This is a genomic window from Arthrobacter sp. NPDC056727 (genome assembly GCF_042790555.1).
Classification (GTDB): domain Bacteria; phylum Actinomycetota; class Actinomycetes; order Actinomycetales; family Micrococcaceae; genus Arthrobacter.
Genome location: NZ_JBHTZA010000018.1, coordinates 24,207 through 47,677, shown reverse-complemented (window position 1 = coordinate 47,677; position 23,471 = coordinate 24,207). Strand labels below are relative to the sequence as shown.

General features: G+C 66.2%; 22 protein-coding genes. 15 read left to right on the top strand and 7 right to left on the bottom strand.

The window, feature by feature from the left end; translation table 11 throughout:
• Position 1: 1 nt before the first annotated feature.
• Complete coding sequence (locus tag ACFRAH_RS17275) at positions 2-1,423, bottom strand: cation:dicarboxylate symporter family transporter (protein WP_377992130.1); 1,422 nt, start codon at positions 1,421-1,423, stop codon at positions 2-4.
• Between the two features lie 108 nt (positions 1,424-1,531).
• A complete protein-coding gene (locus ACFRAH_RS17270; protein ID WP_377992129.1) occupies positions 1,532-2,254 on the bottom strand; it encodes a GntR family transcriptional regulator in 723 nt (240 codons plus the stop codon).
• 93 nt (positions 2,255-2,347) lie between these two features.
• On the opposite strand from ACFRAH_RS17270, the gene ACFRAH_RS17265 reads away from it, so the two are divergent.
• Together ACFRAH_RS17265 and ACFRAH_RS17260 are read left to right on the top strand one after the other, a co-directional pair.
• Positions 2,348-3,232 (top strand): aminoglycoside phosphotransferase family protein, encoded by an 885-nt coding sequence (locus ACFRAH_RS17265; protein WP_377992128.1) that lies wholly within the window; start codon positions 2,348-2,350, stop codon positions 3,230-3,232.
• A gap of 46 nt (positions 3,233-3,278) precedes the next feature.
• Positions 3,279-3,674: a VOC family protein gene (locus tag ACFRAH_RS17260; protein WP_377992127.1), complete on the top strand. Its 396-nt coding sequence runs from the start codon at positions 3,279-3,281 to the stop codon at positions 3,672-3,674.
• Between the two features lies 1 nt (position 3,675).
• Here ACFRAH_RS17260 and ACFRAH_RS17255 read toward each other — a convergent pair whose 3' ends face one another.
• Both ACFRAH_RS17255 and ACFRAH_RS17250 read right to left on the bottom strand, forming a co-directional pair.
• The gene (locus ACFRAH_RS17255; RefSeq protein WP_377992126.1) at positions 3,676-4,740 is read right to left on the bottom strand and encodes a glycerophosphodiester phosphodiesterase; all 1,065 of its coding nucleotides are present in this window, start codon (positions 4,738-4,740) and stop codon (positions 3,676-3,678) included.
• Positions 4,741-4,860: 120 nt separating this feature from the next.
• Positions 4,861-5,862 (bottom strand): LacI family DNA-binding transcriptional regulator, encoded by a 1,002-nt coding sequence (locus ACFRAH_RS17250; protein WP_377992125.1) that lies wholly within the window; start codon positions 5,860-5,862, stop codon positions 4,861-4,863.
• A gap of 260 nt (positions 5,863-6,122) precedes the next feature.
• Between ACFRAH_RS17250 and ACFRAH_RS17245 the strand changes: the two genes are divergently transcribed.
• From ACFRAH_RS17245 to ACFRAH_RS17220, 6 genes are all read left to right on the top strand, one after another.
• Positions 6,123-7,379, top strand: coding sequence for an ABC transporter substrate-binding protein (locus ACFRAH_RS17245; protein WP_377992124.1), 1,257 nt, complete (start codon positions 6,123-6,125; stop codon positions 7,377-7,379).
• Positions 7,380-7,390: 11 nt separating this feature from the next.
• Positions 7,391-8,359 (top strand): carbohydrate ABC transporter permease, encoded by a 969-nt coding sequence (locus tag ACFRAH_RS17240; protein WP_377992123.1) that lies wholly within the window; start codon positions 7,391-7,393, stop codon positions 8,357-8,359.
• On the top strand, positions 8,359-9,243 hold the full coding sequence (locus tag ACFRAH_RS17235) for a carbohydrate ABC transporter permease (protein ID WP_377992122.1): 885 nt from the start codon (positions 8,359-8,361) through the stop codon (positions 9,241-9,243). The genes ACFRAH_RS17240 and ACFRAH_RS17235 overlap by 1 nt, the downstream gene beginning before the upstream one ends.
• A 55-nt stretch (positions 9,244-9,298) precedes the next feature.
• Entirely contained in the window at positions 9,299-11,053 is a 1,755-nt protein-coding gene (locus ACFRAH_RS17230) for a DUF5605 domain-containing protein (protein WP_377992121.1), read from the top strand.
• 71 nt (positions 11,054-11,124) lie between these two features.
• Positions 11,125-12,864: a hypothetical protein gene (locus ACFRAH_RS17225; protein WP_377992120.1), complete on the top strand. Its 1,740-nt coding sequence runs from the start codon at positions 11,125-11,127 to the stop codon at positions 12,862-12,864.
• A gap of 45 nt (positions 12,865-12,909) precedes the next feature.
• Positions 12,910-13,665, top strand: coding sequence for an SDR family NAD(P)-dependent oxidoreductase (locus tag ACFRAH_RS17220; protein WP_377992119.1), 756 nt, complete (start codon positions 12,910-12,912; stop codon positions 13,663-13,665).
• Here ACFRAH_RS17220 and ACFRAH_RS17215 read toward each other — a convergent pair.
• Both ACFRAH_RS17215 and ACFRAH_RS17210 read right to left on the bottom strand, forming a co-directional pair.
• The gene (locus tag ACFRAH_RS17215; protein ID WP_377992118.1) at positions 13,634-14,572 is read right to left on the bottom strand and encodes an alpha/beta fold hydrolase; all 939 of its coding nucleotides are present in this window, start codon (positions 14,570-14,572) and stop codon (positions 13,634-13,636) included. The two genes, ACFRAH_RS17220 and ACFRAH_RS17215, sit on opposite strands and share 32 nt — an antisense overlap.
• Before the next feature lie 72 nt (positions 14,573-14,644).
• Positions 14,645-14,878 carry a hypothetical protein gene (locus ACFRAH_RS17210; RefSeq protein WP_377992117.1) on the bottom strand — a complete coding sequence of 78 codons (234 nt, stop codon included), beginning with the start codon at positions 14,876-14,878 and terminating at the stop codon, positions 14,645-14,647.
• Here ACFRAH_RS17210 and ACFRAH_RS17205 point away from each other — a divergent pair.
• Positions 14,877-15,032, top strand: coding sequence for a hypothetical protein (locus tag ACFRAH_RS17205; protein ID WP_377992116.1), 156 nt, complete (start codon positions 14,877-14,879; stop codon positions 15,030-15,032). The genes ACFRAH_RS17210 and ACFRAH_RS17205 overlap by 2 nt on opposite strands.
• Positions 15,033-15,054: 22 nt before the next feature.
• Here the strand turns inward: ACFRAH_RS17205 and ACFRAH_RS17200 are convergent, their stop codons facing one another.
• Positions 15,055-15,966, bottom strand: a complete 912-nt coding sequence (locus ACFRAH_RS17200; protein WP_377992115.1) for an SDR family oxidoreductase — start codon at positions 15,964-15,966, stop codon at positions 15,055-15,057.
• Between the two features lie 171 nt (positions 15,967-16,137).
• On the opposite strand from ACFRAH_RS17200, the gene ACFRAH_RS17195 reads away from it, so the two are divergent.
• The 6 genes from ACFRAH_RS17195 to ACFRAH_RS17170 all read left to right on the top strand — a co-directional run bounded on the left by ACFRAH_RS17195 (position 16,138) and on the right by ACFRAH_RS17170 (position 23,436).
• On the top strand, positions 16,138-17,322 hold the full coding sequence (locus ACFRAH_RS17195; RefSeq protein WP_377992114.1) for a DUF5074 domain-containing protein: 1,185 nt from the start codon (positions 16,138-16,140) through the stop codon (positions 17,320-17,322).
• Positions 17,323-17,364: 42 nt separating this feature from the next.
• Positions 17,365-18,366, top strand: coding sequence for a LacI family DNA-binding transcriptional regulator (locus tag ACFRAH_RS17190; RefSeq protein WP_377992113.1), 1,002 nt, complete (start codon positions 17,365-17,367; stop codon positions 18,364-18,366).
• A 182-nt stretch (positions 18,367-18,548) separates the two neighbouring features.
• Positions 18,549-19,898, top strand: a complete 1,350-nt coding sequence (locus tag ACFRAH_RS17185; RefSeq protein WP_377992112.1) for an extracellular solute-binding protein — start codon at positions 18,549-18,551, stop codon at positions 19,896-19,898.
• A gap of 40 nt (positions 19,899-19,938) precedes the next feature.
• The gene (locus ACFRAH_RS17180) at positions 19,939-20,934 is read left to right on the top strand and encodes a carbohydrate ABC transporter permease (RefSeq protein WP_377992111.1); all 996 of its coding nucleotides are present in this window, start codon (positions 19,939-19,941) and stop codon (positions 20,932-20,934) included.
• Positions 20,935-20,936: 2 nt separating this feature from the next.
• Positions 20,937-21,833: a carbohydrate ABC transporter permease gene (locus tag ACFRAH_RS17175; RefSeq protein WP_377992110.1), complete on the top strand. Its 897-nt coding sequence runs from the start codon at positions 20,937-20,939 to the stop codon at positions 21,831-21,833.
• A 64-nt stretch (positions 21,834-21,897) separates the two neighbouring features.
• Positions 21,898-23,436, top strand: a complete 1,539-nt coding sequence (locus ACFRAH_RS17170) for an alpha-N-arabinofuranosidase (RefSeq protein ID WP_377992109.1) — start codon at positions 21,898-21,900, stop codon at positions 23,434-23,436.
• Positions 23,437-23,471: the final 35 nt, after the last annotated feature.

Genomic DNA, 23,471 nt, shown 5'->3' with positions numbered 1-23,471 from the left:
TTTACTTCGTGGCGGCGGTCGAGAGGTTGGCGGATTCGTGGTTGCCTGCGGCAAATGCAGGGGTGTCATCGCCGGTGCCGGGCACAGTAGGGGATGTGGCTTCCCTGGCTTCCCGGCGTTCCATCTCGGCGAGGAAGCCAGCGGGGTCGGCCAGTGCGCGCCGGACCTTGGGGACGTCCATTTCCTTGGTCAGCTTGGAGACGACTATGGTGGCCACGACGTTGCCGAAGGTGTTGCAGAAGGCGGTGGCGATGGACATGAAGCGGTAGACGCCGAAGAGGATCGCGACGCCTTCGAGCGGAAGGTAGCCGGTGGCTGCGACGGTGGAGGCGAAGACGACGTAGGTGCCGCCGGAGACGGTGGCTGCGCCCTTGGACGTCAGCAGCATGATGGCCATCAGCCCCAGCTGTTCGCCCAGTCCCATGTGAACGCCAAATGCGTTGGCCAGGAAGATGGTGCAGATGGACATGTACAGCGACGTGCCGTCCAGGTTGAACGCGTAGCCGGTGGGGACCACCAGCCCGACGCTCTGCTTGGAGCAGCCTATGGCGGTGAGTTTCTTCAGCAGCCCGGGCAGCGCTGATTCGGAGGAGGCCGTGCCGAGCACGAGGGACATCTCGACCTTGACGAAGCGCAGGATCCGGAAGACGTTGAACCCCGCGATCAGGCAGACCAGGCCGAGGATGACGGTGATGAACAGCGCGACGACGGCCCAGTATTCGAGCACGAGCTGGGCCAGGGCCAGCAGCATGGCGCTGCCGTTGGTGCCGACCGAGTAGGCGATGGCTCCGAACGCTCCGATCGGCGCGAGCTTCATGATCACGTTGATGAAGCCGAAGAACGCCTCGGAGACGGTGTCCAGGCCGCCCTGGATCTTGCCGAGAACGGCAGGTTTGAGGGTAAGCAGACCCGCTCCGAAGATGACGGCAAGGATGACCACCTGCAGCAGCTGGCCGGACGTGAACGCGCCAAAGAAGTTGTCCGGGAAAATGCCGGTGAGGAAGCCGGCGAAGGAGTGGTCGCCGTCGGTGGCCGGAGGCTTGCCGCTGTTCGCGGTGAGGGCGCCGGCGCCCTCACCGACATGCAGCAGGTTCGCGGCGAGCAGGCCAAGCCCGAGGGCGAGCGTGGACACCACCTCGAAGTAGATGAGGGCGGAGAACCCGATCCGGCTCGCCTGCTTGAGGTTTCCGGCCGAGAGGATGCCGAGGACGACGGTCAGGAAGACCAGAGGGGCGATGCCCGTCTTGATCAGGGCCAGGAACAGGTCCCCCACGATCTTGAGCTGGGCCGAGAACTGCGGGAATGCGAAGCCCACCACGATGCCCAGGGCCATGGCGATCATGACCTGTGCGCCCAGGCCCCGGTACCAGGCTTTCTTCGGCCGGGGAGCGGCTGCTTCCAGGAGCTGTTCTTGCGACTTCATTGACGCCTCACTTGTCTAGACACATTTTCTGTCTAGACAAATGTGAGGCATGTCATCGGGTTCTGTCAAGGCCGCGTCACGACGGCGACGGACCGAAGGGGGTGTGGGTTAGCTGCGTTCCAGGACGGATTCGTAGACGAAGCGGGAGCCGGGGTGTGTGCTGACTGCCACGGCAAGGATTCCGCCATCCGTGTCGATGTAGCGGCGCGTCAGTTGGAGGGCAACGGATCCTGGCAATTCCCCCAGTACCTTGGCGGCATCCTCGTCGAGTGCTGTTGCCTTGATGTGCTGCAGCACGCGCTTTACCTGCCGGCCTGTGTGTTCGGCGACCAGGTCGGCCACGAGGCGGTCGCTGTCCTCCAACTCGTCGCTGATGAGCGAGGCGTGCTCGGGCGAGAGGTAGACCTGGGCCCACGACAGCGGGCGCCCGCCGTCGGCAGGCTCCTGCCGCGTGGACGTGATGCGGGTCCGGACCGTGCCCTCGGGTACGCCAAGATCGTCGGCGAGGCCGTCGTCGACGGTGACCTCGTCCGTTGACAGGATGCTGCGCACCGCAGTCCGTCCATACTGGGCCAGCTCCTCGATCGAGGAGAGTTTTGTGTGGAACTCGTGGGCCGGCTGCAGGCGGACAACCCGTGTGCCCTGGCCTTTGCGCCGCGCGATCAGTCCTGCCTCTTCGAGTTGGCGGAGTGCTGCGCGCAGCGTCTCCCGGGACACGCTGTACCTGGAGGCCAGCTCCGGCTCGGAGGGCAGGAAGGCGCCCACCTCCCACTGGCCGCCAGTGATCCGGCTCTGCAGATCCTCAGCGATCGCTATATACCTGGCAGCCACCGCTGGCCTTCCTCCCTTTGGTCTCGATACTCTTGCAGACAAGTCTAGACAGGTTGGAACCGCAGGGCGCGGACCTCACGTTAGGGAGTCTTCATGGCAGGGATGCCGCCGGCCACAGTGGAGGTGAGTGCCGCCGTCGTCCATGCCCTCCTCCTGGACCAAAGGCCGGACCTTGCCGGCCGCCCCGTGGTGCGGGTAGCCAACGGCTGGGACAACGCGACGTTCCGGCTCGGCGACGATCTCGCGGTCCGGCTACCGCGCCGGGACGAAGCCGTACCGCTGGTCCTGCATGAGCAGCGGTACCTTCCCGGCATCGCCGGCCGGTCCCCGGTTCCGGTTCCTGTGCCCGTCCTCGCCGGCCGCCCGACGTCGGACTTTCCCTGGCCGTGGAGCATCGTGCGGTGGGTCTCCGGCCTTCCTGCCGTCGACGCCGGGCCGGTGGACCGAGGAAGCGCCGTTGACGGCCTGGCCGCCTTTCTGCGGTCCCTCCACGTGCCTGCCGAGGCGGATGTCCCGGTGAATCCGGTCCGGGGGGTGCCGCTGGTGGACCGGAACGCGGTGGTGCTGGGAAGGCTCGCGGACCGGAGGCGCTACCCCCGCACGGCAGAATTGGAGGCGGCGTGGGCGGAGGCCTGCGCGGCTGCTGCGTGGGACGGCCCGGCAATGATGCTCCACGGGGATCTGCACCCGGCCAACATTCTGCTGGCGGCCGACGGGACCCTGTCCGGGGTGATCGATTTCGGTGATGTCGGGGCCGGGGACCCGGCTGTGGATCTTGCCGTCGGGTGGTTGATGTTCGACGCCGGCGCCCGCCAACGTTTCATCGGCGCCTTGGGTGCCGCGGTGGACGGGGATACATGGGCCCGGGCCCGCGGTTGGGCGCTCGTCCTGTCCACCGCCATGGTGAGCAACTCCGACGACAATCCGCGGATGTTCTCCGTGGGTGAGTTCGGGATCCGGCAGGTCCTGGACGGTTGATCCGGCGCGGTGCCCTGGCTGCCAAAGCGGCGGTAGGGTGGGGCGCATGGAGATGCGCCTTGAAGTTGTGCAAGTGCCGGTGGCCGACGTGGATGCGGCGAAGTCCTTCTACGTGGACAAGCTGGGTTTTGTCCTGGACCACGACGTGGAGCACATTCCCGGAATGCGGGTAGTGCAGCTGACACCGCCCGGTTCTGCCGCCTCGATCGTTATCGGCACGGGCATGACCAGCATGGCACCGGGGAGTTTGGAGGGGCTTCAGCTCGTCGTACCCGACATTGACGCGGTACGGGCTGAGCTGCTGGACCGCGGCGCCGGGATCAGTGAGGTCCAGGACATGGGCGGGGTGCAGTTCGCCTTCCTCAGCGACCCCGACGGCAACCGCTGGGTCATCCAGGGTGCAACGCCCCCGGAGGTCAGGGGCGCGCACCTGGATACGTAGGTTAAGGCTGCAGTGAGTACTGCTTGGGCAGCTTCAGCGACCGCTCCGACATGACCTCCCGCAGACGGTTCGGGTAGTCGGTGATGAGGCCGTCAACGCCGTCGTCCATGAGCTTGCGCATGGTCGGCTTGTCGTCGACGGTCCATGGAATGACCTGCATGCCCTTCGCGTGGGCACGGTTCACCATGTCAGCAGTCACGTACGGCACGTATCCGGGATCGGTGACGGTTCCGTCCTGCGGAGTGCCGTGGACCGGCGAGATGGCGTCGAAGCCAAGGGACGCAGCGGAGTCCACGAGGTCTCCGCCGAAGTCGTCGGAATCGATGCCGCCCAGCCAGGGTGAGGCACCGGGCTGGCCGGCCTGCAGGAAGTCCTTGTTGGTGAGCGCCACGGTGCGGATGCCGGGTTCGCGTTCCTTGACCAGGCGCAGTGAACCCCAGTCGAAGCTCTCGATGGAGACCCGCTGCTGCATGTCGGCCGCCTTGATTTCACGCAGGGCGACGTCGACGAACTCTTCCCGCGGGGCGGTCTGCTCCGGTGCGCCCGCCTCGACCTTGGTCTCGATGTTGAACTTGACCTGGCTGGCGCGGTAGCGCTTCGCCAGGTCAAAGACCTCGGCGAGGGTCGGCATCTTTGCCCCCGGGGACGCCTGCTGGCCGGGGAACTTGGCCAGGGTGAGTGAACCGCAGTCCAGGCTGCGGACCTGGGCGAAGGTGAGGTCCTTGATGTACTTGCCGACGTAGGGGAACAGCGGGTCGCCCGGGGTGACGGGGGCCGTGTCCTGGCACTTTTGACCGCTGATCTTGCGGTCGTGGGTGATGACTTCACGGCCGTCCTTGGTGATCTGCAAGTCAAGCTCGAGGGTGCTAACGCCGACCTCCAGCCCCTTGGCGAAGGAAGCGAGCGTGGACTCGACGGTCAGTCCGAGCCCGCCGCGGTGCGCCTGCAGGTCAAAGTGGTTGTCCACGCCGTTGGGGTTGGTGTCCGCGGCCTGGGCCGGGAGGGATGTTCCCAGGGCCAGTCCGGCGGTCAGTGCAGCCGCGGTCAGCAGCTTGGTGTAAGTCATAGTGGTTCTCCAGTTGATGTGTTGGGGATGGAGCCCGCCCAGTTTTTATGCGCGTGCCATACCCAAGGCAACGGAGAGCCGGAGAGAACATGACGACTGGATGAACGGCAGGCGTCGGCCCTACGCCTTTCCGATGCGCGCCGTCGAGTCCCGGATCACGAGCTCGGGCTCGACGACGTAGTGCTGCGCCGGTTCTCCGGTAAGGATCTGGTGGTGGAGCATCTTGAACGTTGCGATGCCCAGCGCCTGGAAGTCCAGCCGCATCGTGGTCAGCGGCGGCGAGAAATAGGCGGCGGCAGGCATGTCGTCCACCCCGACGATGGAAAAGTCCCGGGGCGCCCGGAGGCCGCGTTTCTCCATGGCGCTCATGAAGCCGAGGGCAATCTCGTCGTTGGCGGCGAAGGCGGCCGTGAACGTGCCGGAATCCGCGGCTTCGCCGGCCTGGTATCCGGCGTCGGAGGACCAGTCCTTGGCGACAACGAGCACCTGGGGCTCAAGCCCGGCGCTCTCCATGGCATCGCGGTAGCCGCGCTCGCGTTCGCGGGCTTCATTGCGGGTGGACGGACCGGCGATATGCAGGATGTCGCGGTGTCCCAGCCCGATGAGGTGGCGGGTCGCCTCCCAGCCGGCTGCGTGCGAATGCGTGCCTGCGGAGCCTTCGTCAGATGACGGAAGCTCAGAAACAGTGATCAGCGGCGTCGACCGGTCCCAGCCGGTGAGCAGCTTTTCGACGCCGGGCAGCGGTGTGGACACAACAACACCATCGACCTGTATGGACTTGAAATGCGCGAGTGCCCGCCGCGCCTCCGCCTCCCAGTTGTTTGCCTCAAAGTCGAGATTCAGCGCCGCAATTGTGAGGGTGAAATCGGCCTCGCGGGCCGCAAATCCCAATCCCGTGAGCACGCCTGCGCTCCCGTAGACGAAGGCGCCCATCGTCAGGACGCCCACCGAGTTCGTCCTGCTGGTGCGGAGCGTGCGCGCCGACTGGTTGGGCACGTACCCCAGTTCCTCGATGGCGGCGGTGATCCGCTCGCGCGTCTCGGCCCGCACGTAGCCAACGCCCGTGAAGTAGCGCGATACAGTCTGGGTCGAGACATTGGCCAGTCGAGCGACGTCGGCCATGCTGGGCCGCGCTCCCGTCCTTGCTTTCGCCACTGTCCGCCTTTCATCCGCAGCAGTCTGCACCTTACGCCGTTCCCAAGGTAAGTTTACGATCACCCACGCCTGAACTGGGGCAATCTGTCTTTTTCAACAAATATTGGTCAACCGGTTGACGTGGGTTATCGTAAACCCCCATACTCCTTTATGGGCTAGGTCACATCTTCGGCCGAGATAACAGTGACGAAAGCACCCTCAACTCAAACCTACGAAAGGACGCGACGATGCGTTTGCTTGCCAAAGGCGCTGTTGCCCTGACCGCCATTGCCGTTCTCGCTGGCTGCTCCGCCGGTGCCGGCTCCTCTGCCTCCGGCAAAACCCAGCTCAACTGGTGGGTGATCAACCCGGCTTCCCCGACCGCTGCTGCCGCCCAGGACAAGATCATCAAGGATTTCGAAGCGGCAAATCCGGACATCACCATCAAGAAGACCAACCGTGCCGTTGACGCGCACAAGGACGCACTGCGGACCTCCATCGGCACCTCCGCCGCACCCGACATCTACGACTTCTGGGCAGGTCCCGGGCTTGGCGGCGAGCTGGTCAAGAACGGCGCCAGCGCCGACCTGGCCAGCGAATACACGCAGTACAAATGGCCGGAGCGGTTCACCGAAGCCGCACTCGGGCCGGCGAAGCAGTACGGCGGCTACCACGGCGTCCCGTGGAAGCTCAACGGCGAAGCGCTGTACTACAACAAGGCCCTGTTCGAGAAGGCGGGCATCACCAAGCTGCCGACGACCATTGACGAGCTGAACGACGCCGCAGCCAAGCTCAAGGACGCAGGCATCACCCCGATCGAGTTCGGCGGCACCGTCAACTGGCACGTCATGCGCCTGCTGGACACCTTCCTCGAGGGCTACTGCGGCTCCGAAACGTTCGACAAGCTGGTCACCAACAAGGCCAACTGGGGCCAGGAGGAGTGCGTCACCAAGTCCTTCACCAACCTCCAGAAGTGGTCCAAGGACTACTTCAACACCGGCTTCATCGGCATCAACAACGACGAATCGTCCTCACTGTTCTTCAGCGGCAAGGCCGCCATGGCCCTCGAAGGCGACTGGTTCAACGCCCAGATCAAGGACAACGCCAAGGCAGAAGACTTCGGTGTGTTCCCCCTGCCCACCGGGACCGGCCGCATGTACGGCTTCGAGCAGGCCATGTACATCACCAAGGACAGCAAGCACAAGGACGCCGCCGCCAAGTTCCTTGACTTCATGATGTCCACGCCGGTCCAGAAGGAAACCCTGGGCCAGTTCTCCACCCAGTCGGTGAACAAGGCCGTCAAGCCCGCGGCGACTGACGAACTGAGCAAGTCCTGGAACGGCATCTTCGAGAACGCCAAGGGCCTGTACATGAACAACGACCAGAACCTCAGCCAGTCCCAGACCACCGAGTACTGGCGGATCCAGAACCTGGTTGCCACCGGCGGCCTGGACCCGGCCAACGCCGGTGCTGAGTTCCAGAAGTTCCTGGATTCGAGCAAGTAAGGCGACCTCTCTTGTCTAAGCTCACAGCCACGCGTCTGGAGACACCACCGGCCCCCGTTACGCGGCAACCATCAAAGAAGCCGCTTCTGAAGCGCATCGCCGGCGGCGGCTTCGTCGCAGCCCTGCCCTTCCTCGCTCCCGCCCTGGCGGCCTACGTTGTCTTCGTCATCGGCCCGATGGTCTCGGCAGTGCGCCTGAGCCTGTTTGAGTGGTCAGGCTTCAACGCGGACCCGCAGGTGTTCGTCGGCTTCAAGAACTACGTCCGGCTCTTCACGGCCGACCCCGTGTTCTGGACCGCCATGCAGAACACGATCGTATGGGTGCTGCTGTCCCTGGTGATTCCCACCAGCCTTGGCCTGGTGATGGCCCTGGCGCTGAACCGGCCGATTTTTGGCCGGAACCTGTTCCGTTCCGTCTTCTACATCCCCGGCGTCCTGGCGCCGATCGCCATCGCCAACATGTGGCGCTGGATGTACAACCCCAACTACGGCGTCTTCTCCGAGCTCGCCAAGGCCTGGCACATCGGCGACGGCTCGGGTGTCACCTTCCTGAGCGATCCCAAGGTGGCCATTTACGCGATCTTCGCCGCGTTCGTCTGGCAGATCGCGGGCCTGAACATGGTCCTCTTCCTTGCCGGACTGCAGAGCGTGTCCAAGGAACTGGTCGAATCGGCGCGCCTGGACGGCGCGAACAACTGGAAAGTCTTCCGGCACGTGACGTTCCCGGCCCTCCGGCCCACCGTCGTCGTGGTTCTGGTGCTGACCATTGTCCACTCCATCAAGGTCTTCGACCTGGTGGTCGGCATGACCGGCGGCGGCCCGGCCCAGTCCTCGCAGGTGCTCGCCCTCTGGTCCTACTCGCAGTCGTTCCTGCAGCACGACTTCGGCATGGGCAATGCGGTGGCCACGGTGCTGCTGGGCATCACCCTTGTCCTTGTCATCCCCTACCTGATCTGGTCCACCAAAGGAAACGAAGACTGATGAGCACCCTCACTCTCGGGCGCGCAAAGCACGCCGACGGGACCCCCCGTCCACGCCGCAACGTCGACTACGTCAGGGTGGGTCTGTGGCTCGCGCTGGCAGCGACCATGGTCATCTGGGCCATGCCCCTCATCTTCGTGATCTTCACGTCCCTGAAGTCAGAAGCCGCGATCTTCTCCACCTCATCCTTCTCGCTGCCCACCTCGGCGGAGTGGGGGAACTACGCCGAAGCCCTGGAAACCGGAAACCTCCTCATCGCCGGGGGCAACAGCCTGCTCATCGCAGCCATCAAGGTCCCCCTGGGCCTGCTCTTCTCGGCGGCTGCCGCCTTCGGCCTGTCCCGGATCCGCTTCAAGCACAGCAAAATCGTCCTCGGGGCCTTCGCGCTCGGCTCCATGGTCCCCATCCAGGTGGCCCTCGGCCCGCTCTTCAAGATCATCCTGGACCTCGGCCTGCTCAACAGCCCGGTCGGCGTGATCCTGCCCTACATCGGGTTCGGCCTGCCCATCCAGATCTTTATCCTGCACGGCTTCTTCAGCGCAATCCCGAAGGAAATCGACGAGAGCGTCCGCGTTGACGGCGGCGGCAACTGGCGGCTGTTCTGGCAGATCATCCTGCCGCTCTCCAAGCCCGCACTTGCCGCGCTGTTCATCCTGGACTTCGTGGCCACCTGGAACGAATACGCCATCGCCCTGGTCATCCTGCAGGACCAGAGCGCGCAGACCATCCCGCTGGCAATCCAGGGCTTCCAGTCCCAGTTCACCAGCTCCTACGGGCCGCTGAACGCCTTCACCATCATGTCCATCCTGCCCGTGATGATCGTCTACCTGCTGTTCCAGCGCTACTTCGTCGAGGGCATGTTCAGCGGCGCCGTCAAGGGCTGACCGGCTCCCCGGACCCACACCAATCTCCAATGACTTTCACCGCAGAAAGGCCACCATGGCGACCTTCACCGCACAGACCCCGCTCTTCGATGTCATGCGCGACCCTGCAGGGCACGAGATCCTGGCCAGCCACGTCCCCGACCTGGCAGCCAACCCCCTGCTCCACACGCTCTACCACTACCAGCTCGGCCTGATCCTCGGCACCGAGGAATCCCTCCGCAACGACCCGGCGAAGAAGGCCGAAATCCTCGCCAAGATCGAGGCGCTGGACCCGGTGCCGGCCGGCCAGGACCGCTCCGTGCGGGACATCGCACGGCCGTCCGGGTACGAACCGGACTCCGTGGAACCCGGCAGTGCCCGTGCCGACTATCCCGCCGAGGCGCGCAAATGGGAGCGCTTCGAGCTCACCCTGCAGGGACCGTCGCACGGAAACCCGTTCACGGACGTGGAACTCCACGCCAGCTTCAGCGGCGGCGGCCGGACCCTGCGGGTTCCGGGCTTCTACGACGGGAACGGCACCTACCGCGTCCGCCTGCTTGTGCCCGCCGAGGGCGAGTGGTCCTTCACCACGGCCAGCAACGCCCGCTCACTGGACCGGATCACCGGTTCGTTCACAGCGGCAGGCGCCGAACCGGCGTCGCGCGGCGTGGTCCGGGTAGCGGATACGTTCCACTTTGCTTACGACGACGGCACCCCCTACCTGCCGATCGGCACCACCTCCTACGTCTGGACCCACCAGGGCGACGACCTCGAGGAACAGACCCTGGCAGCCCTGAAATCGGGGCCTTTCAACAAGATGCGCATGTGCGTCTTCCCCAAGTCCTACCTGTTCAACGAGAACGAACCCGAGATCTACCCGTATGAGGGATCCCTCCAGGAGGGATTCGACTACACCCGGCCGAACCCCGTGTACTACCACCACCTGGAACGGCGCATCGGCCAGCTCGAAGACCTCGGCATCGAAGCGGACCTCATTCTCTTCCACGCCTACGACCGGTGGGGCTTCTCCACCATGAACGCCGCCGCCGACGACCTCTACGTCAAGTACGTCACCGCACGGCTGGCATCCCACCGGAACATCTGGTGGTCGCTGGCCAACGAATACGACCTTATGTTCGAGAAGACCACCGAGGACTGGGAGCGCTTCGCGGCCGTCGTGCAGCACAACGACCCGAACCAGCACCTGCTCTCCATCCACAACTGCCGGGAGTTCTACGACCATACCCGGCCGTGGATCACCCACTGCAGCATCCAGCGGCGGGACGTCTACAAGACCGCCGAGATGACCACGGAGTGGCGCGAGCAGTACGGCAAACCGATCGTCATCGATGAATGCGCCTATGAGGGCAACATCGACCAGGGCTGGGGCAACATCACCGGCGAGGAGATGACCCGCCGGTTCTGGGAGGGCGCCGTCCGCGGCGGCTACGTGGGGCACGGCGAAACCTACGTCCACCCCGAGGACATCCTGTGGTGGGCCAAGGGCGGCGAGCTGCGCGGAACCAGCCCGGACCGGATCGGCTTCCTCCACCGAATCCTCGAGGAAAGCCCCGGCGGGCACCTCGAACCGCTGGCCGGCCACTGGGACGCACCCAGCGCGGGCATCAAGGACCAGTACGAACTGATCTACTTCGGCTTCAACCAGCCGACGTACCGCCGGTTCGTCAAACCGCAGGACCAGGCGTTCGAGATCGATGTCATCGACACCTGGAACATGACCGTGGAAACCCTCCCCGGCACGTTCTCCGGGCGGTTTAGGATCGAGCTGCCAGGCAGGCAGTTCGTGGCCGTACGCCTGCGCGCCGTCTGACCAGCCCATCCCCGGCCGTCATTCCAGATTTGACCACCCTGATTTGAACCGTCCAGACCGAAAGCGCAGACGTGATCCCCGCCGAGAACGAATCCCGACTCCTTGCACCGGCCCGAACCATCGAAAGCGGCCTGTGGCGCCTGCAGCTGCGCGGGGACGAACTGGCCGACATCGAATACCGCGGCCGCCCCGTGCTCCGGGCCATCCGGCCCGTGGTCCGGGACCACGACTGGCGGACGCTGACTCCGGCGGTCGAGGCAGTGACGTTCGACGACGGCGGCACGTTTACTTTGCGGCTCACCGTCCGGTTCGCTGGATTTGGCGCCGAATACGCGGCAGAGCTGACAGTGCGCATTTCCGGCAATGACCTCAGGGTCGCCTTCGACGGCACCGCACCAAGTGATTTCCGCGGCAACCGGATCGGTCTTGTGGTCCTGCACAGGCCGGACGACGCCGGACGGTCCATCGCAGTCTGCGCTCCGGACGGGACCCGCACCGAGTCGGCATTTCCGGTCGACATCAGCCCGCACCAGCCCTTCGTTGACGTCGCCGCGATGGCCTGGGAGCGCGATGGCACTGCCTTCACTCTGGAGTTCAGCGGCGATGTCTTTGAAACCGAGGACCAGCGCAACTGGACCGATGCCTCCTTCAAGACCTACAGCACGCCGTTGTCCCGTCCCTTCCCGGTCACCGTGCACGCGGGGGACCGGGTGCGGCAGAGCATCCGCCTCACGGCCGTTTCCACGGAACAGCCGGCTGGATCAACCTGCGCGGAACCGGCCGACGGCGTGCTCGCAGTGCGCCGGCAGGTCCGGGGATTTGTCCCGGCGCTGGGAACGTCAGCGTCCCGCTCGGCGGCGAGGCTCGGCGTCGTTCCCGGGCTGGACGCCCTGATCGTCGAGTTGCCAGGCGGCGATCCCGAAGCACAGGAGACCCTGCAGCACGCAGTGCGGCAGACCGCCGAGCTGGGCGCACCGCTGGACGTGCGGATCACCGCGGCCAATGCCGCCGACGTCGGGCCCGTACTGGATCTGCTGCCCCTCGGAAACGTGACCAGGCTCGGCGTGTTCAGCGCCGGCGGCCATGTCACGGAGCCGGAACTGTGGGAGGAACTGCGTTCCGAAGCGCAACACCGCGGCTTCACCGGCACCCTGCTCGCCGGCGCCCGGTCCCATTTCACCGAGCTCAACCGCCGGCAGGACGTCCTTCCCGGCGACGCCGGTGCCCTCACTTACAGCATCACGCCGCAGATGCACGCGACAGAGGTGCCCCACGTCGTCGAAAGCCTCCCGATGCAGCGGCTCACGGCGCTCAACGCGCTCCGGATCGGGGCCGGGAAGCCGCTGCATGTTGGTCCGGTGACGCTCAAAGCCCGATTCAACGCCGTCTCCACGGACGGGGCCTACGATGCCCGGACCGTCGAGCCGATGACCACGGACCCGCTGCAGGGAGCGGACTTCACAGCCGCCTGGCTGCTGGGCAGCATCGCCGCCCTGACCCTGCCCGGCGTCGAGTCAGTCAGCTACTTCGAGGCCAGCGGACCCAGGGGCTTAATCGCCGACGACGGGACCCCGACGCCGGCCTTCCGCCTTTTCCGGGAACTGGCCGCTCTGCGCGCCGCCGAGGTGCTGGAAGTCGACGGCGGCGTCCCCGGGCTGGTGCTGTACCCGGTTTCGGCCGACGCCGGCGTGACGCTCTTTGCCGCGAACCTCACGGCAGAACCGCTGCACGCCGTGGTCCGGCTTGAAGACGGCGGCACGCACACCTTCGACCTTCCCGCGTGGTCGCACACATCGCTGCGGCTCGGCTGATCCATCCACTACACGCTGAAGATCCACTACGAATTGAGGAACACGATGTCCAACAGGCTTGCAGCAAAGACCGCCCTCGTCACCGGCGCCGGATCCGGAATCGGGCTGGCCGTGGCACAGCGCTTCACCGCCGAAGGCGCCCGCGTGTACTTCGCCGACATCAACGCCGAAGCCGCCGAAAAGGCGGCCGCGGCCACGGGCAGCGACCTTGCCAGGGCGCTGCCCGTGGACATCTCCGACGAAGGCAGCGTCGGGGCCGCCTACGCCGCCATCGCCGGCGACGGACCCCTGGACATCGTCGTGGCTAACGCCGGGGTCCAGCTCTTCGGGCAGGACGCCAGGGTGGGCGAGCTGTCCCTGGAGGTGTGGGAAAAGACCGTGGCCGTCAACCACCGCGGGGCGTTTCTGACGCTCAAGCATGCGGTGCGGGCGCTGCAGGGGAGGGGCGGGTCGATCATCTGCACGGGCAGCCCCACCGCCGTGGTGGCTTGCGGGCAGACGTTCACCGCCTACTCCAGCTCCAAGGCGGGCGTCCACGGCCTGGCGCGCGTCGTCGCCGCCGACTACGCCAAGGAGGGCATCCGCGTGAACACGGTGGTACCCGGCTACACCGAGACCCCGCTGGTGCAAACCATCGCGGACGATCCCGCCAGCCGCGCCGGCCTGGTGGACTCCACCATGCTCGGACGGGCCGGCACCGCCGCCGACGTCGAAGGCATCATGGTCTACCTCGCCAGCGATGAATCGGCGTACGCAACCGGTGGCCTCTTCACGGTCGACGGCGGCCTGACGGCACTCTGAGCTCATCGAGCAGCCGCAGCACCTGCTCAGGCTGCTCGATGTTGGCGAAATGGCCGCAGCGCGGAATCGTCACCAGGCGCACGTGCGGGACGAGAGCTGCCAACCGGGACAGGTCCGACGGCGGCGTGAACACATCCCTGTCACCGCGCGTCGCCAGCACCGGACAGCGGATGGCGCGCCATCGGCCAAAGTCGTAGTGCGCCGTAGCCCGCACCGCCGCGTCAAAGCTGGCAGGCCGGGCATCGCGCGCAAGCCGGCGGACCACGTGGCCGGGGACAGCCGACGGGTCGGCGAAGAGCGGGGAAAGCAATAGCCCCATCAGCGGCGTGGCGCCGATTGCCCGGATCAGTGCCGACCCTGACGCGCCGAGGGCTGCCATGGAGCGCATGGCCAGCAGCATCCCGACAAACCCGGGGAATCCGGACAGGCTGCGCAGCGGCCCGCGGGCCGCTGCGGATACCGCGAAGGTGGTGGCCGAGACCGCGGCAACGCTGGCTGTCCGCTCCGGCCACGTTGCCGCGATGTGCAACGCCAGGAAGCCGCCCATGGAATGGCCCACCAGGTTCCATTGCCGGTAGCCGAGCGAATCGAGTACTTCGACGACGGCGCGTCCTATCGTTTCGACGCTGAAGTCTTCCAGCCGGGCACCCGTTGTGGACTCACCCCAGCCCGGCAGGTCAATCAGCACGCGATCAGCGTCCGCCTCCGTGGACAGCAGGGTACTGAACGTGGTCCAGGTTCCCGCGGCACCGTGAAGATAGACCTCAGCTGCTGCGGTCGGCGGGTTCCCGCTTCCTGCGGCATGCTGAATCCGGACGGCGGCCGGCCCCAACTTCGTGGACACAACGCGCCGCTCCAACGCAATCGCTCCGGTGCGGGCGGTTTCCTGCTGAACGATCATGGTCATCTGCTGCTCCTGGGCTGTCCTGTGAAAGGTATTCGGACCCAGGAGCCGACCGGACGGCTTTTCTCAGCGAGGTCAACCGCCCCGTTGGTCGAGCAGATCACGCTGGGCTGTGATGATCTGTTCCTCGCCGCCGACGACGAGCTTCCGCACCTCGGCGGCGATGGCCTCCGGATCTCCTCCGTAGACAGTGTCCAGCATCTGACGGTGCCACTCCACGGAGACCGACCGCCGAGAACTCCGCCGGCTCATCGCCGCTTCCACCTTTTTCAGCCGGGACGCCGCGCCCGGCGAGTTCTGGGAGGGCATGAAATCCGCCACCCTGGACAACATGCCCGCCGCCTACCAGGACGCCGACCGCAGCCTGAACGGCGACTACCACGGCGAACTGGCCGCCAGCGACGGCGACCTTAGCGCCATGCACGCAGCCCTCCCGCAGTTGCTGCGTTTCCTCGACTCCTAAGTGTCTCGACGCCTAAGACGCGCTATTGCCGGACTGTGTGTCCGAGCTGGGTCAGGAACCGGGCGACGGCGTCCTCCGCAGTGGGCGGCGGCCCGAAGACCTCCCGCTGGCGGGCGGTGTCCGCGACGTAGTTGCCGGTCTGGAACCAGTCGATCATGGCGCTCATGTCGCGGGCCATCGGAACGGCAGATCCCAGCACCCTGCCCGCACCGCGCAGGAGGCCGGCCGGGACGGAGCGGACGCTGATCCGCTCGCCGAGGAGGCGGCCGGCAATGTCCGCGATTTCGTGCATTGAGACGGGACGGTCCCAGCCGATGTCGATGCGGGTTCCGGGGGCCACGTCGGCGTCGACGGCGGACGCGAGGTACCCTGCGAGGTCGGACGTCAGCACGAACGTCATGGGAACCTGGTCCGAGCCGAACCAGGCCAGGCGGCGCTTCGCGAACGGGTCGCCGCCAAAGCGGGCCACGGTGTCCAGGAAGGCGCCCGGACGGAGTGCCACGAAGGGGACCTGCAGGTCCTCCAGCCGGTCCTCGGCAAGCCTCTTGTGCCAGAAATGCGGGACGCCCGGCGTCTGGTCACACGTGAGGATGCTGGTGAGCACGAACCGCCGGACACCGGAGCGGGCCGCAGCTTCCGCCAGATTGGCGTTGCCGGTGATGTCGATCGCGGCGGTGTCGCCCTTGCTGTGCCGCGTGTAGCCGGCGGCCGAGGTGATGACGGCGTCCGCCCCGCCCATGGCGCGGAGCAGCGACTCCAGGTCCATCATGTCCCCGCGGACCACCTCCACGCCGGCGTCCTGCAGCCCGGTGGCGTCCGAACCCGGCCGCACCAGGGCGCGGACCGGCTTGCCCTTACCCTGCAGCGCTGCGACCACCTTGCCGCCCAGCAGGCCGGTTCCACCCACCACAAGTACAGGACCGCCATTGCTCATCGTGCTCTCCTCAACCCTGCGTCGGAAATCGCTGCTGCCATCCACCACTATTCGGAGTCCGAAGGCACGGGTCAATGGCCCCGTACTAGTAGGCTTCTTTCAGTTGGCGCCGCGTTTGAGTTGCAGAGCGCTGAAGCACTATTTGGGGAATCTGTGTTGGGGGAAAATGCCATGAAGTACCGCTGGGCCGCGTCCACTGCCGTAATCGGAGCAATCCTGGGCCTGGCGGCAGCGCCGGCTGCGGCGGCGCCCGACGAAGCAATCGACATCTACGGCACACCGGTGCGGGTGGCCATTGCCGCAGACGGCACGGCGTACCTCGGCAATTACGGCCAGGGCGGCGGAGTCTTCGTGGTTCCCTCCGGCGCCACGAGGGCGTCACGCACCATCAGTACCGGCGGACACATCACCACGGGGCTCGCGATCGGACCGGACGGCACACTCTACGTGGCCACGGCGGAAGGGGACCAGAGCGCCGTCGAGGTTGTTCCGGCCGGAGACGCCGCCACGGCACGGACCATACCCGTGTCCCCCGGTCGCCATCCGGTCGCCGCCGGACCGGACGGAACGGTCTATGTGGCCAACCCCGCGGGGGACACCGTCTCCGTCATTGCGCCGAACGGGACCGCGGTGGACCGGACCATCAAGGTCGGAGCGGGGCCTGCGGAAATAGCCGTGGCACAGAATGGAACCGCGTACGTGACCAGCCAGACCGCCGGCACCGTCTCCGTGATCCCGGCCGGGGCGGACACGGTCGCAAAGACCATCGAACTGGTCTCGGACACCGGGACGTCAGAGGAGCCGCACGGCATCGCTGCCGCCCCCGACGGAACCATCTATGTAGCCAACATCAAGTCCAGTGACATCGCCGTCATCAAACCCGGCGCCGGCACTGTGGCTGAGCGGATCTATGTTGAGGGCGGGCCGCAGGACGTAGCCATCGCACCGGACGGCTCGCTGTACGTGACCAGCCTGCTGACCCGGAAGCTGTCAGTCATCCGTCCGCACACCAAGGAAGTGGCGGGTGCCATCCCCACAGACGGCGGCCCGGGTCACCTGGCGGTGGCCCCGGACGGGTCCGTCATTGTGATCAGCCCGGGTACATCGCCACGCGGCGGCGCTGTGGTCCGGTACTCGACGGCGGCCCTGGCGGCGGCGTCGCAGGGTTCGACGGCGGCAGCACCCGCGGCGAGCCTGTCCAGTGAAGCGGCGGCACAGCCGGCCGCCGGTACCCCCAACGCCCTGCCTGCCGTGGCAGGCGGCGTGGCGGCAGCCTTCGTCGCCGCCGCCGTCGGGATCCTGGTCAAGGGCCGCCGCAGGAGGGCCCGGCTGGCCGGCGCCAGCCAGGCGGGGTAGCGCGCTGTAACATCGTTCACATCCGTCTTTGAAAGGGGAGCAGTGCGCGCAACGGTCAAGGACGTCGCGCGCCGTGCCGGGGTTTCACCCAAGACTGTTTCGAACGTGATGAACGGCGTGGTGCCGGTCAGCGGAGCCACCCGGATCAAGGTGGAACAGGCCATCCTCGAACTCGACTACGTGCCCAACCTCTCCGCCCGAGGGCTGCGCAACGGCAGGTCGGGAGTCATCGCCCTGGCACTTCCGGACCTGGCGACGCCTTACTCCGCCGAGATCGCGCACAACGTGGTGGAGGTGGCACACGAACAGGGCTGGAGCGTCCAGATCGAGGAAACCGGCTCCGATCCGCAGCGCGAATACGAGCTGATGTCCCGCGCGCGGTCCAACCTCATCGACGGGCTGATCCTCAACCCCGTTGTGCTGGACGAGAGCGCTGTCAAAGTGGGTGTCTCCCTGCCCCCGGTGGTCCTGCTGGGCGAAGTCTCCCAGCAGCTGGCCGACCGGGTGTGGGTGGACAGCGTCGCCGCCGCCCGCGACATGACACTGGCGCTGGCCCGGACCGGCCGGCGCCGCATCGCCGTGCTCGGCACCGCCGAAGGCCGGCATTCGGCCGCGGCGGTCCTGCGCACGCGCGGCTACCTGTCGGCGCTCGATGAACTTGGCATCGACCGGGACGATACTCTGCTGATCCCCTGCGAGAAGTGGACGCCTCAGACGGCGGCGGACGCACTCGCCTCCTGGCTGGACTCGCACCCGCTGCCGGAGGCATTGTTCTGCTTTACCGATTCCATGGCCATCGGCGCCCTCAGCGTGCTGTGGAAACGGGGAATCAGGGTTCCGGAGGACGTCGCCGTGGCAGGTTTTGACGACATCGCCGACGGGCAATATGCCGTTCCGTCGCTCACCACCGTTTCCTTCGACAAGCGACGTGTAGCCAGCGAGGCCCTGCGCCTCCTCACCGAGCGGATGGCCCACCGCGGCGGCGAACAGCGCGTGGTGACCGTCGACTACAGCATCGTGGAACGGGACAGCACCCGCAGCTAAACGAGACCGCCGCATCATCTTGTTGGCGCTAACAATTTTTCCTTGTGCCACGTTTTACAACGATGTAATGTGAGGCCTGCGTCACAAGCCAGCCTTTCCCGGACCCGGGATGCAGCGAACCGGAACGGCCGGCACGGCGCCATCAGGACTACTTTCAGCGGACCCATCCAAAGGAGTGACGGGTGAAGCAGTTTGATTTTTTCGCCGGCAGGCAGTTGTCCGGCAGGCAGGTGTCCCGGCGGCAGTTACTGGCAGGAACCGCGGCCCTGGGCAGCGTGCTTGCCGCCGCCGGCCTGACCGGCTGCGGCGGGACCGCGTCGGCGGCGGCTGTCCGGGACATTGCGTTCTGGCATCTGCTGTCCGGGGGTGACGGCATCAAGATGCAGGCCATGATCAGCGCGGCGAACGGGGCCAACCCGGCCTTCAGGGTCCATCCGACCGTCCTGGCCTGGGGCCCGCCCTACTACACCAAGCTGGCCATGGCGTCGGCCGGCGGCCGGCCGCCGGAACTGGCCATCATGCACGCCAGCCGGGTCCCCGGCTACGCGCCGGGCGGACTCATCGACCCCTGGGACCTGTCCCTGCTGGCAGAGCACGGCGTGACCGCCGAAAGCTTCGCCCCGAGGATCTGGGACAAGAGCCAGCACGACGGGAAGGTGTTCTCCATTGCCCTGGACTCCCACCCGTTCGTCATGTTCTACAACACCGATATTGCCGGCAAGGCGGGGCTGCTTGCCGCCAACGGCCAGCTGCAGGAGGTGACGTCACCCCAGGACTTCCTCGCCATGGCCCGCGAGATGCAGAAGGTGACGCAGGCGCACGGACTGTCCTTCGGCTACCTCGGCAGCGGATCGCAGATGTGGCGCCTGTTCTACACCCTCTACAAGCAGCACGGGGCGGACATGGAGCTCACCCCGGGCCAGCCGATGAAGGCGGACCGGGAGGCCGCCGTCGAATCCCTTGAGTTCATGGCCTCGCTGTTCGACGACACCGTCGCCGCGAAGAGCGGGGACATCGGTACCGGCATCGCCGAATTCGCCCGCGGCGGTTCCGGGATGCTGTTCAGCGGCGTCTGGGAACTCCCCACCTTCAAGAAAGCGGAACTGCCGGTCGACGCCGCCACCATCCCCACGCTCTACGGGACCCCGGCGTCCTATGCGGACTCGCATTCCTTCGTCCTGCCGCGCCAACTGAACGTCGACGACGAGAAGCGGCACGACGTGTACAAGTTCGTCAGCGACCTCCTCAAGGGTTCGCTGTCCTGGGCAGAGGCCGGCCACATTCCGGCCTACCAGCCCATAGTGCAGTCGCAGGCATACCGGGAACTCACGCCCCAGATCCACTACGCCAACGCGGCAGACATCATCGCCTACGACCCCGAGGCGTGGTTCAGCGGCTCGGGCTCGGACTGGCAGACGTACTTCGCGGAAAACGTGCAGAACGTACTCCTCGGCCGCGACAAGGCAGCCGACGGATGGGACGCCTTTGTGCGGCGCACCAACACCCTTCTTTCCCGGCCAAACCCGGTCTGAGGCCACTGAGCTTAAGCACTGAGCGACAAAGGAGTCACCCATGAGTTCCTTAGCAACATCCCGAAGCGCCGGACCAGAGACGCCGTCACGGCCGGGCCAAGTCCGCAACGGCCAGTCCCGCCGAAACCCGTCCCGGAAGAGCCCGGTCGGCGCCGCGCTGTCCAATCCCCGCCGGACCCGGGACAACCTCAACGGCTGGGGCTTTGCGGCCCCGTTCCTGGCGTTCTTCCTGGTGTTCCTCGTCTGGCCCCTGCTGTACGGCCTGTACATGAGCCTCACCGGCAAGTCGCTGACGGGGGCCAATGACAGCCTGATCGGCCTGGCCAACTACGCCGAAGCCCTCGCCGACGCCGACATGTGGCACTCCCTGGGCAACACGCTCTACTTCACCGTGATCAGCACGGTCCCGCTGGTGCTCGTGGCCCTCGTCATGGCCGCGCTGGTCAATGTCGAGTTGCCGGCTCAGTGGCTGTGGCGGCTGTCCTACTTCGCCCCGTACCTGCTCGCCTCAACAGTGGTCTCCCTCTTCTTCTCGTGGATGTACAACCCGCAGCTGGGCCTCATCAACGATTCGCTGACGAAGATCGGGCTGCCCAGGGTGGCTTGGCTGAACGATCCGAACGTGGCCATGTGGGCCATCGTCATCGCCACGCTGTGGTGGACCGTGGGCTTCAACTTCCTGCTGTACCTGGCGGCCATGCAGAACATTCCCGCCCAGCACTACGAGGCGGCCTCGCTGGACGGCGCCGGAGCCTGGCGGCAGTTCTTCTCCATCACCCTGCCGCAGCTGACTCCGACCACCGTGATGATCGTGCTCCTGCAGATCCTGGCCTCGCTCAAAATCTTCGATCAGGTGTACCAGATGACCGCCGGCGGCCCCGCCGGATCCACCCGGCCCGTGGTGCAGTACATCTTCGAAACCGGGTTCACCGGCTACCGGCTGGGCTACTCCGCAGCCATCTCCTACATCTTCTTCGGGCTGATCGTGGCCGTCTCGGCCATGCAGTTCTTCATCACTCGCCGCAGGAGTGCATAACCATGGCAACCCAGACCCTCACCCGCCCCGCCTCCCGCCCCCGGGCCGCCACAAACCTCCGTCGGCCGCGGAAGAAAATGACGGCCGGCCGGGCCGCCGTCCTGGCCGTCGCCGCGATCCTGGCCGTCCTTTGGCTCGTCCCCTTCGCCTGGGCCACCGTCACCGCTTTCAAGAGCGAAACGGACGCCGCAGCGCCGAACATAAGCTGGGTCCCGCCGTCGGGCTTTACCGCCGATGCCTTCATCAAGGTGTTCCAGGACGGCAACATCCCGCTGTGGACGTGGAACTCGCTGTACACCTCCGCGGCCATCACCGTGATCACGCTGGCCATCTCCGCGCTGGTGGCCTACGCCCTGTCCCGCATCGACTTCCGCGGCAAGAAGGTGCTGATGACGGTGATCATCGCCTCCATCATCATCCCGCCGCCGGTGCTGATCATCCCGCTGTTCTACCAAATGGTGGCGCTGCACATGATCGACACCTCGTGGGCCATCATCCTGCCGCAGGTCATCCACCCCGCCATGGTGTTCGTGCTCAAGAAATTCTTCGACCAGATCCCGCGTGAGCTGGAGGAGGCCGCGGTGATGGACGGTGCCAGCCGGATGCGGATCTTCACCCAGATCATCCTGCCGCTCTCGCGCCCCATCCTGGCCGCCGTCGCGATCTTCGTGTTCATCGGCGCCTGGAACAACTTCCTCTGGCCCTTCATCTCCACCAACGACGGCTCAATCCTGACCCTGCCGGTGGGGCTGCAGACCATCAAGAGCGCGTACGGCATCCAGTACGCACAGAACATGGCCTCCGCGCTGCTCGCGGCGCTGCCCCTCATCCTCGTCTTCCTCTTCTTCCAGCGCCAGATCATCAAGGGCGTTGCGACGACGGGACTCGCCGGCACCTGATCCGGCACCTTCGCTTTCACCTGATTTTCAACAGATTAGAACCACAACCAAGGAGATACCCCACATGTCCCGCGCAAGGATTACCCTCGACCGCGACTTCACCATCGGGGAAGTACCCCGCCGCCTTTTCGGCTCCTTCGTTGAGCATATGGGCCGCTGCGTCTACACCGGCATCTACGAGCCCGGCCACCCGGAGGCCGACGAGAACGGCTTCCGGCAGGACGTGCTCAAGCTGGTCAAGGAGCTCGGCGCCACGGTCGTCCGCTACCCGGGCGGCAATTTCGTGTCCGGGTACAACTGGGAGGACGGCATCGGCCCGCGGGAAACCCGTCCCCGCCGCCTCGACGGCGCCTGGCACACGCTGGAGACCAACGCCTTCGGCCTGCACGAGTTCGTCGACTGGTCCCGGCAGGCCGGCACCGAAATCATGGAAGCCATCAACCTGGGCACCAGGGGAGTGGACGCTGCCCGCGAGATCGTGGAGTACGCCAACCACCCGGGCGGCACCTACCTGTCCGATCTCCGCGCCAAAAACGGCCACAAGGACCCGTTCAACATCAAGCTGTGGTGCCTCGGCAACGAAATGGACGGGCCGTGGCAGATCGGCCACAAGACCGCCGAGGAGTACGGCCGGCTGGCGCAGGAGGCCGCCAAGGCCATGCGGTTCGTGGACCCGGACATCGAACTGGTGGCCTGCGGCAGCTCCAACTCCGGCATGCCCACCTTCGGGGCGTGGGAGCAGACGGTGCTGGCCCACGCCTACGACGAAGTGGACTACGTCTCGCTGCACGCCTACTACCAGGAGCACGACGGCGACGTCGGCAGCTTCCTTGCCAGCGCCGTCGACACCGACTACTTCATCGAGTCAGTGATCGCCACGGCCGACGCCGTCCGAGCCAAGGGCAAGCACCAGAAGCACATCAACCTCTCCTTTGACGAGTGGAACGTCTGGTACCAGCGCGGCCTCGACACGGAGGACCAGCCGCACAACGTCACCAAGGCCGGCTGGCGTGAGCACCCCCGGGTCATCGAGGACAAGTACAACGTCACGGACGCCGTCGTCGTCGGAACCCTGCTCAACTCGCTGCTCCGCCATGGCGACCGGGTGAAGATCGCCAACCAGGCCCAGCTGGTTAACGTGATCGCGCCCATCTTCAGCGAGGAAAACGGCCCGGCCTGGCGCCAGACCATCTTCCACCCCTTCGCCCGCATGGCCGAACTGGCGAAGGGCCAGATCCTGCGCCTGTCCGTCGACTCCGACAAGTACACGAACACCCGGTTCGGCGACACCGACCTCGTCGACGTCAGCGCCACGTGGAACGAGGAAGCGGGCCGGCTGGCGCTGTTCTTCGCGAACCGCGGCCTGGAGGAGGCGGCCGACGTCGAGGTGGCGCTGCGCGGCTTCGATGCCCGCCAGGTTCTCCGCGCCGAGGTCCTGGAGATCCCTGAGGGCGGCGACCGCTTCACCATCAACAGCCAGGGCAGCCCGGACCGCGTGGGCCTTAAGCCGCTCGAAGGGGCCAAGGCCAGCGGCTCCGAGCTCCGGCTGAGCCTGCCGGCGCTGTCCTGGGCCGTCGTCGAGCTGGACGTGGCCAAGAACTGATCCGGGCAGTCCAGCAAGGGCGTTATGTACATCCG

What these genes read in the sequence shown, in the direction of transcription:
- ACFRAH_RS17235 (WP_377992122.1), top strand. Translation starts at nt 8,359, where the DNA reads ATGAGCACCCTCACTCTCGGGCGCGCAAAGCACGCCGACGGGACCCCC.
- ACFRAH_RS17255 (WP_377992126.1), bottom strand. Translation starts at nt 4,740, where the DNA reads ATGACTTACACCAAGCTGCTGACCGCGGCTGCACTGACCGCCGGACTG.
- ACFRAH_RS17170 (WP_377992109.1), top strand. Translation starts at nt 21,898, where the DNA reads ATGTCCCGCGCAAGGATTACCCTCGACCGCGACTTCACCATCGGGGAA.
- ACFRAH_RS17245 (WP_377992124.1), top strand. Translation starts at nt 6,123, where the DNA reads ATGCGTTTGCTTGCCAAAGGCGCTGTTGCCCTGACCGCCATTGCCGTT.
- ACFRAH_RS17265 (WP_377992128.1), top strand. Translation starts at nt 2,348, where the DNA reads ATGGCAGGGATGCCGCCGGCCACAGTGGAGGTGAGTGCCGCCGTCGTC.
- ACFRAH_RS17180 (WP_377992111.1), top strand. Translation starts at nt 19,939, where the DNA reads ATGAGTTCCTTAGCAACATCCCGAAGCGCCGGACCAGAGACGCCGTCA.
- ACFRAH_RS17200 (WP_377992115.1), bottom strand. Translation starts at nt 15,966, where the DNA reads ATGAGCAATGGCGGTCCTGTACTTGTGGTGGGTGGAACCGGCCTGCTG.
- ACFRAH_RS17220 (WP_377992119.1), top strand. Translation starts at nt 12,910, where the DNA reads ATGTCCAACAGGCTTGCAGCAAAGACCGCCCTCGTCACCGGCGCCGGA.
- ACFRAH_RS17195 (WP_377992114.1), top strand. Translation starts at nt 16,138, where the DNA reads ATGAAGTACCGCTGGGCCGCGTCCACTGCCGTAATCGGAGCAATCCTG.
- ACFRAH_RS17205 (WP_377992116.1), top strand. Translation starts at nt 14,877, where the DNA reads ATGAAATCCGCCACCCTGGACAACATGCCCGCCGCCTACCAGGACGCC.
- ACFRAH_RS17210 (WP_377992117.1), bottom strand. Translation starts at nt 14,878, where the DNA reads ATGCCCTCCCAGAACTCGCCGGGCGCGGCGTCCCGGCTGAAAAAGGTG.
- ACFRAH_RS17260 (WP_377992127.1), top strand. Translation starts at nt 3,279, where the DNA reads ATGGAGATGCGCCTTGAAGTTGTGCAAGTGCCGGTGGCCGACGTGGAT.
- ACFRAH_RS17215 (WP_377992118.1), bottom strand. Translation starts at nt 14,572, where the DNA reads ATGACCATGATCGTTCAGCAGGAAACCGCCCGCACCGGAGCGATTGCG.
- ACFRAH_RS17175 (WP_377992110.1), top strand. Translation starts at nt 20,937, where the DNA reads ATGGCAACCCAGACCCTCACCCGCCCCGCCTCCCGCCCCCGGGCCGCC.
- ACFRAH_RS17250 (WP_377992125.1), bottom strand. Translation starts at nt 5,862, where the DNA reads ATGGCCGACGTCGCTCGACTGGCCAATGTCTCGACCCAGACTGTATCG.
- ACFRAH_RS17275 (WP_377992130.1), bottom strand. Translation starts at nt 1,423, where the DNA reads ATGAAGTCGCAAGAACAGCTCCTGGAAGCAGCCGCTCCCCGGCCGAAG.
- ACFRAH_RS17230 (WP_377992121.1), top strand. Translation starts at nt 9,299, where the DNA reads ATGGCGACCTTCACCGCACAGACCCCGCTCTTCGATGTCATGCGCGAC.